The following is a 5,963-nucleotide window of genomic DNA, read 5'->3' on the forward strand; positions in this document are numbered from 1 at the left end:
GCTCTGCTACGCCTTTGAAGGCTTGCAGGCGGTGTTTCCCATCATGCCTGCTGATATCTACAAGCTTTCCTTTATCGGCACGCGAATTCTTATGGAAGATCTTTTAAAGATTTCCGGTGCCACGCTTTTACTTTGTTTTATATCGACAGTGATTCCTGCCATTCGTGGCTCAAAGCTATCTCCTATAGAAGGGCTTAAATATGAGTAAAGTTTTGATCGAAGCCAAGTGCATCACCAAATCCTTCGCGAAGGGCGGAGCCGACGGCCGGGGGCAACCGCCGGGTGCGGGAGAACTCAATGTTCTTAAAGGTGTGGATTTGCAAATCCATCAAGGCGATGCGGTATCCATCGTGGGACCGTCGGGTGCGGGTAAAAGCACGCTGCTCCATATTCTAGGAACCTTGGATCGCCCCAGCCTCGGGAAAATTTATTTCGAGGGGACCGATCTCACCCGGAAAAGTACGGCGGAGCTCGCGCAGTTTAGAAGCCAAACTATGGGATTTGTGTTTCAGTTCCATCATTTGTTGCCTGAGTTTACAGCACTAGAAAATGTACTCTTTCCCTGCCGGATTGCCGGAGAATCTTTGACCCGAGCCACGGAAAAAGCCAAAGAGCTCTTCGAAATGCTGGGAATTGCTCCTCGGATGAATCACTATCCCTCGCAACTGAGCGGGGGTGAGCAACAACGAGTGGCTATTGCGCGAGCTCTCATTCGATCACCACGAGTTCTTCTGGCGGACGAACCCACGGGAAATTTAGATAGCCAAAATGCGGCGATCATTCAGAACTTGTTCTTTGAGCTAAAAGAGAAGAAGAACTTAACGCTGATAGTCGTGACCCATGACAACGAATTCGCCGCCCGTTTTTCTCACCGGTTAGAATTAAAAGACGGCATGTGGGTGAGAAGAGCTTGATTGGTTTTTGACAACGTTAGATTCTTAAATTACTTAGGAATTTCATCTTTTTAAGGGCATAATAGTCCATCACCGAGCGGATTCATTTTTAAGGAGTGGAGTGCAACAAGTTTTAGTTCTTCTTTGTGTGTTAGCGATGACTCCTTTTGTTTACGCGCAAACGATCACCAACCTTAAAATTGAAGGCAATCGAAAGATTGAAACCTCGGCCATCCTCGAAAAGATTTCGAGCAAGAGTGGCCAAAAGCTCGATACCGAAAAAGTTCGCCAAGACATTCAAGATCTCTTCGAGATGGGATACTTCGATGACGTGCGTGCCGAAAAAGATGGAACCACGGTGATCTTTACGGTCAAAGAAAAACCGTCCATCTCTTCCATTGAATTCGACGGCAATGACGAGATCGACGATTCGGATCTCAAAGAAAAGCTCGGCATTAAACCTTTTGAGCTTTTAAATTACGGAAAAATTCAAAACGCGATTTCCGAAATTCAAAAAGCCTACGAGGAAAAGGGCTACCTCCTTGCTCGCGTCGAATACGAACTTAAGCCTGACAAAGAAGCTCAGCAGAGCGAAAAACTGATTTTTAAAATTTTCGAAAACGACAAAGTGAAAGTGAAACGAATTTCCTTTATGGGAGCAAAAAAGATTCTCCCGTCGGAGCTTAAGGGCATTCTTATGACTCAAGAGGGAGGCTACTTTAGCTTTGTTTCGGGCTCCGGTACCTATAAGCAAGATGCATTTGACCAGGATGTTCGAAACATTTCTGCATATTACTTTGATAAAGGGTACGTGCAGGCCAAAGTCAGTCGCCCCGAAGTTTCGGTCACGCCAGATAAAAAAGGTATTCTTATTTCTGTGCGTGTGGAAGAGGGAGAACTTTTCCAAGTGGGAGACATTGATTTCGGCGGTGATCTGCTTTTTACCAAAGAAGAACTGCGCGAAACCATAAAGCTCGACGAAAAAGAAGATTTTTCTTCGGGAGTACTTCAATCTGATCTTCGCGCTCTTGAGGCCAAGTATGGAGATTTGGGTTATGCTTACGCCAACATTATTCCGCGCACTCAAGTGAACGAAGCGGAGCGCAAAGTGCATGTGCTTTACGAGATCGATAAAGGACAAAAGGTTTACTTTCGTCGGATTAACGTTATCGGAAACGCCAGCACCCGCGACAAAGTCGTGCGCCGCGAATTACGAATCGGCGAAGGCGAACTTTACAACGAAACCAAACGCCGGGAATCCATGGCCAATATCCGTCGATTGGGATTCTTCGACGATGTTCAATTTATGACTAAAACTCCCCCCGGCCGTGATGATCTCATGGATATTGATGTGATCGTTAAAGAGCGTCACACGGGAGCTTTCCAACTAGGGGCCGGTTATGCCTCTTCTCTCGGAGCTCAGTTGAACGTTCAGCTCGATGAGAATAACTTTTTAGGTTATGGGTATCGTGCTGGCCTTCGCCTGGAATTTAACCAAAATTATAAAAACTTTCTCGTCAACTTCACAGATCCTTACTTTATGGACACGTGGTGGAGCGTGGGAACGGATCTTTACTACACCGACTCTCAAGTGAACCAGTACATTCAGCAGAACAAAGGGGGCGCCCTTCGTGCCGGTCATCCGATTTTGCGAGATCGATTTGATAATCGTTTATACGGCTTCTTAAAGTACAAGCTGGATGACACTTTTGTGAAGTTCGATCCGCAGCAGGATTTCGGGGATGTTCTCGATGTCAACTCGGTGAACGGGATTACGAGCTCCATGACGGCTTCGGTGGAGTATGACCGTCGGGATGATCGAATGATGCCTTCGGATGGAATGTACGCCAGCGCGTCCTACGAGTACGCCGGGGCCGGTGGGGACGTTCGGTTTATGAAGTCGGGCGCCAACTTCCGTCACTACAAAAAAATATTCTGGGATGTGGTCTTCCGCAACAACATCACCTACGGAATCTTAAGTCCGCTGGATGATCGACCCATTCCTTTTACTGAGTACTACCGCCTCGGCGGCCCCAACAATTTGCGGGGCTTTGGATTCCGGCAGGTCGGTAAGCGTCAGTTTTCGCAACGCTATTTTAATTACCTCAACGGGCAGGCGGGATTTAACCCGATCGATGCTGCGCAGCGAGCTAATGTGGTCATTGGGGGGCGCCAGCAGCTCTTTTACATGACGGAATTAGAATTTCCGCTCGCGAAAGAAGCTAATATGCGTGGGGTAATTTTTTATGATATAGGTCAAGCTGAAGACGACCTCAGTGCAAGTAACTTTAGAAGTGACTTTGGTTTTGGAATTCGTTGGTTTTCACCTATGGGACCTCTCCGGTTTGAGTTCGGGTTCCCGCTGGATCGAAAGGCAGAGTTCCAGGAGAAAAGTAATAACTTTCAATTTGCCGTTGGCAGTCCATTTTAATGGGAGGATTTATGTTTAAGGGGATGAGCATCTTGTTATTAACAGCATTGGCAACACCGGCTATGGCGGAATTCAAAGCCGGCTTTATTGATATGCAAAAAGCAATTCAGGCGACGTCTGCAGGTAAAAAAGCCAAAAAGGAACTCGAAGGCGAGTTTGAAAAGAAAAAGAAAGAACTTAAAAAGAAAGAAGAAGATCTTAAGAAAAAAGCCGAAGACTTCGACAAAAAGAAAATGGTTCTTTCTGACAAAGTGAGAGAAGAAAAACAAATTGAGCTTCAAGAGGAAATGATGAAGTTCCGTGAAGAGCTCAGCAAGAGCCAAGTCATGATTCAACAAAAAGAGCGTGACCTGACGAAGCCGATCGTCGAGAAGATTCAAAAGGTCATCGCGGATGTTTCCAAAGAAAAAGGCTACTCCATGGTTTTCGAAAAAGCCGAGCAAAGCGTAATCTGGGCTCAGGGCGAACTCGATATCACCGACGAAGTGGTCAAGAAATTCGAAAAGTAGTTTTTCGAGGAGTTAGGTATGACAGGTAAAGACGTATTTTTAGATAGCATTGAGATTCAAAAAAGAATCCCTCATCGCTTTCCGTTTTTACTGATTGATCGGATCATCTCCTATCACCCAGGTCCTACTCCCGGTTCTCGAGTGGGCCACAAAGTTGTGGCTCGCAAAAACGTTACATTTAACGAGCCTTATTTTACAGGGCATTTTCCGCACATGCCGGTGATGCCCGGTGTTTTACAGGTCGAAGCTATGGCCCAAGCTGGAGCTTTAGCGTGTCTTTCTGATAATAAAGAGAAACTGGATGTTCTCATCGCGAAAATCGACAATTGTCGATTTCGTCGTCCTGTAGTTCCGGGTGATGTCTTAGAGATTCACGCGGAAATTACAAAAGAGCGCAGTGGCATGATCGGTGTCAGTTGCAAAGCTCTTTGCGATGGCGAAGTGGTTTCGGAAGTGGATATCTTCGCAAAAATTTTCCCACGGACGGAAACAGGTTTATAGGAGACGTCATGAGCGTTCATCCCTCTAGCATTATTGGTCCAAAAGTTAAACTCGGTGCCAATGTATCCGTTGGCCCCTTCGTTTCTATTCTTGGTGACGTCACGATAGGTGATGGAACTCAAGTGGGAAGTAACGCCGTGATCGGTGACGAAAAAACAAAGGTCGTCATCGGCAAAAATAACATTATCGCTCCCGGCGCCATTATCGGCGGACCTCCGCAGGACTTAACTTACAAGGGCGAAAAAACCGAACTCATCATTGGTGATAACAATACCATTCGCGAATTTGTCACGATCAACGTCGGCACTCCGAAAGGCGGTGGTGTCACACGTGTGGGTAACAATAATTTATTGATGGCCTATGTTCACGTGGCTCATGATTGTCAGATCGGAAGTCATGTGGTGATCGCAAATTCATGTCAATTTGCCGGTCACGTTCATGTCGAAGATCACGTCAAAATCGGTGGCTTGTGCGTGTTTAATCAGTTTGTGGTGATCGGACAGCATAGTTACATCACTGGCGATAGCGCCGTAAACAAAGATGTCCCTCCGTTTGTCATCGCTCAAGGCAAGTATGCGATTGTACGCGCGGCCAATGAGATCGGTATGGCGCGCGCAGGGATTGAAAAGCCAGAGATCGAAAGTGTGCGTCGTGCGGTTCGCGTGATCACCAAAGGGGGACACACCCTCGCGGAATCGCTCGAGCGTATTGATAAAGAGTTCGAAAAAACAAAGACTCTGATCGCTTTTATCGACTTTATAAAATCAGATTCTCGCAAGAGAGGATTGGCATTAGCATGAGCCCAGTTCGCGTGGCCGTCGTGGGAGCGGGACATTTAGGTCGCTTCCATGCGCAAAAATTTTCTCAGATCCCCGAGTGCCAACTCATCGCCATTTCGGACTCGAGTGCGGAGCGTGGTAAAACTGTGGGTGAAGAGCTTAAGGTTCAAAACGTCACCCACTACAAAGAACTCATCGGCAAAGTGGATGCAGTAACTATTGCCACTCCCACGCTCACACATTTTGAAGTGGCTCGATTTTTTCTCGAAAATGGAGTTCACGTCCATGTCGAAAAACCAATGACCGCTACGGTGAAAGAGGCCGAGGAACTTTGTGCGCTGGCAGAAGCGAAAGGTTTAATCCTCCAGGTCGGCCATGTGGAGCGTTTTAATCCAGCACTCATCGCCGCAAAAAAGAAACTCGAAGTCCCTCTTTTCATTGAATGTCATCGTTTGGCCCCGTTTAAACCTCGAGGGGTCGACGTAGATGTAGTGTTAGATTTAATGATTCACGATTTAGACGTGATCCTCTCGCTCGTGAAGAGTCCGGTCAAATCGGTCTCTGCCATCGGTACTCCTGTGCTAACAAAAACTGTAGACATCGCGAATGCCCGAATTGAATTTGAATCCAAGGCGATCGCCAATGTGACCGCCTCTCGAGTGTCGCTGACGGCGACTCGTAAGTTTCGGGTGTTTCAACAAAAACAATATCTTTCCATCGACTTCGGAAGTGGCGAGGTCAACCTCACCACCAAAACGGGAGATTGGAAAGAAGGGGCGGAGCCGCCCTTAGAATTCGAAGCGTGGAATCTGGAAAAGGGTGATGCCATCATGGCCGAGGACACTGCTTT

At 47.0% G+C, this 5,963-nt stretch carries 7 protein-coding genes; all 7 read left to right on the forward strand.

Features of this window, described 5'->3' with window-relative positions; genetic code table 11:
• Positions 1-208, forward strand: a 208-nt coding sequence (locus K2Q26_15295) for a hypothetical protein (GenBank protein ID MBY0316885.1), incomplete at its 5' end; no start/stop codon positions are given.
• Positions 201-914, forward strand: coding sequence for an ABC transporter ATP-binding protein (locus tag K2Q26_15300; GenBank protein ID MBY0316886.1), 714 nt, complete (start codon positions 201-203; stop codon positions 912-914). The genes K2Q26_15295 and K2Q26_15300, both read left to right, overlap by 8 nt.
• A 100-nt stretch (positions 915-1,014) precedes the next feature.
• Complete coding sequence (gene bamA / locus K2Q26_15305; protein ID MBY0316887.1) at positions 1,015-3,324, forward strand: outer membrane protein assembly factor BamA; 2,310 nt, start codon at positions 1,015-1,017, stop codon at positions 3,322-3,324.
• Between the two features lie 11 nt (positions 3,325-3,335).
• Positions 3,336-3,833 (forward strand): OmpH family outer membrane protein, encoded by a 498-nt coding sequence (locus tag K2Q26_15310; protein MBY0316888.1) that lies wholly within the window; start codon positions 3,336-3,338, stop codon positions 3,831-3,833.
• An 18-nt stretch (positions 3,834-3,851) separates the two neighbouring features.
• Positions 3,852-4,334, forward strand: coding sequence for a 3-hydroxyacyl-ACP dehydratase FabZ (fabZ, locus tag K2Q26_15315; protein ID MBY0316889.1), 483 nt, complete (start codon positions 3,852-3,854; stop codon positions 4,332-4,334).
• 8 nt (positions 4,335-4,342) lie between these two features.
• Positions 4,343-5,134 carry an acyl-ACP--UDP-N-acetylglucosamine O-acyltransferase gene (gene lpxA / locus K2Q26_15320; protein MBY0316890.1) on the forward strand — a complete coding sequence of 264 codons (792 nt, stop codon included), beginning with the start codon at positions 4,343-4,345 and terminating at the stop codon, positions 5,132-5,134.
• On the forward strand, positions 5,131-5,963 hold an 833-nt coding region (locus K2Q26_15325; protein ID MBY0316891.1), incomplete at its 3' end, for a Gfo/Idh/MocA family oxidoreductase. The genes lpxA and K2Q26_15325, both read left to right, overlap by 4 nt.

This window comes from Bdellovibrionales bacterium (assembly GCA_019750295.1).
Taxonomy (GTDB): domain Bacteria; phylum Bdellovibrionota; class Bdellovibrionia; order Bdellovibrionales; family JAGQZY01; genus JAIEOS01.

Bases quoted from the DNA above. Each gene is read 5' to 3' on its own strand.
- K2Q26_15310 (MBY0316888.1), top strand. From the start codon at position 3,336: ATGTTTAAGGGGATGAGCATCTTGTTATTAACAGCATTGGCAACACCG.
- lpxA (MBY0316890.1), top strand. From the start codon at position 4,343: ATGAGCGTTCATCCCTCTAGCATTATTGGTCCAAAAGTTAAACTCGGT.
- fabZ (MBY0316889.1), top strand. From the start codon at position 3,852: ATGACAGGTAAAGACGTATTTTTAGATAGCATTGAGATTCAAAAAAGA.
- K2Q26_15300 (MBY0316886.1), top strand. From the start codon at position 201: ATGAGTAAAGTTTTGATCGAAGCCAAGTGCATCACCAAATCCTTCGCG.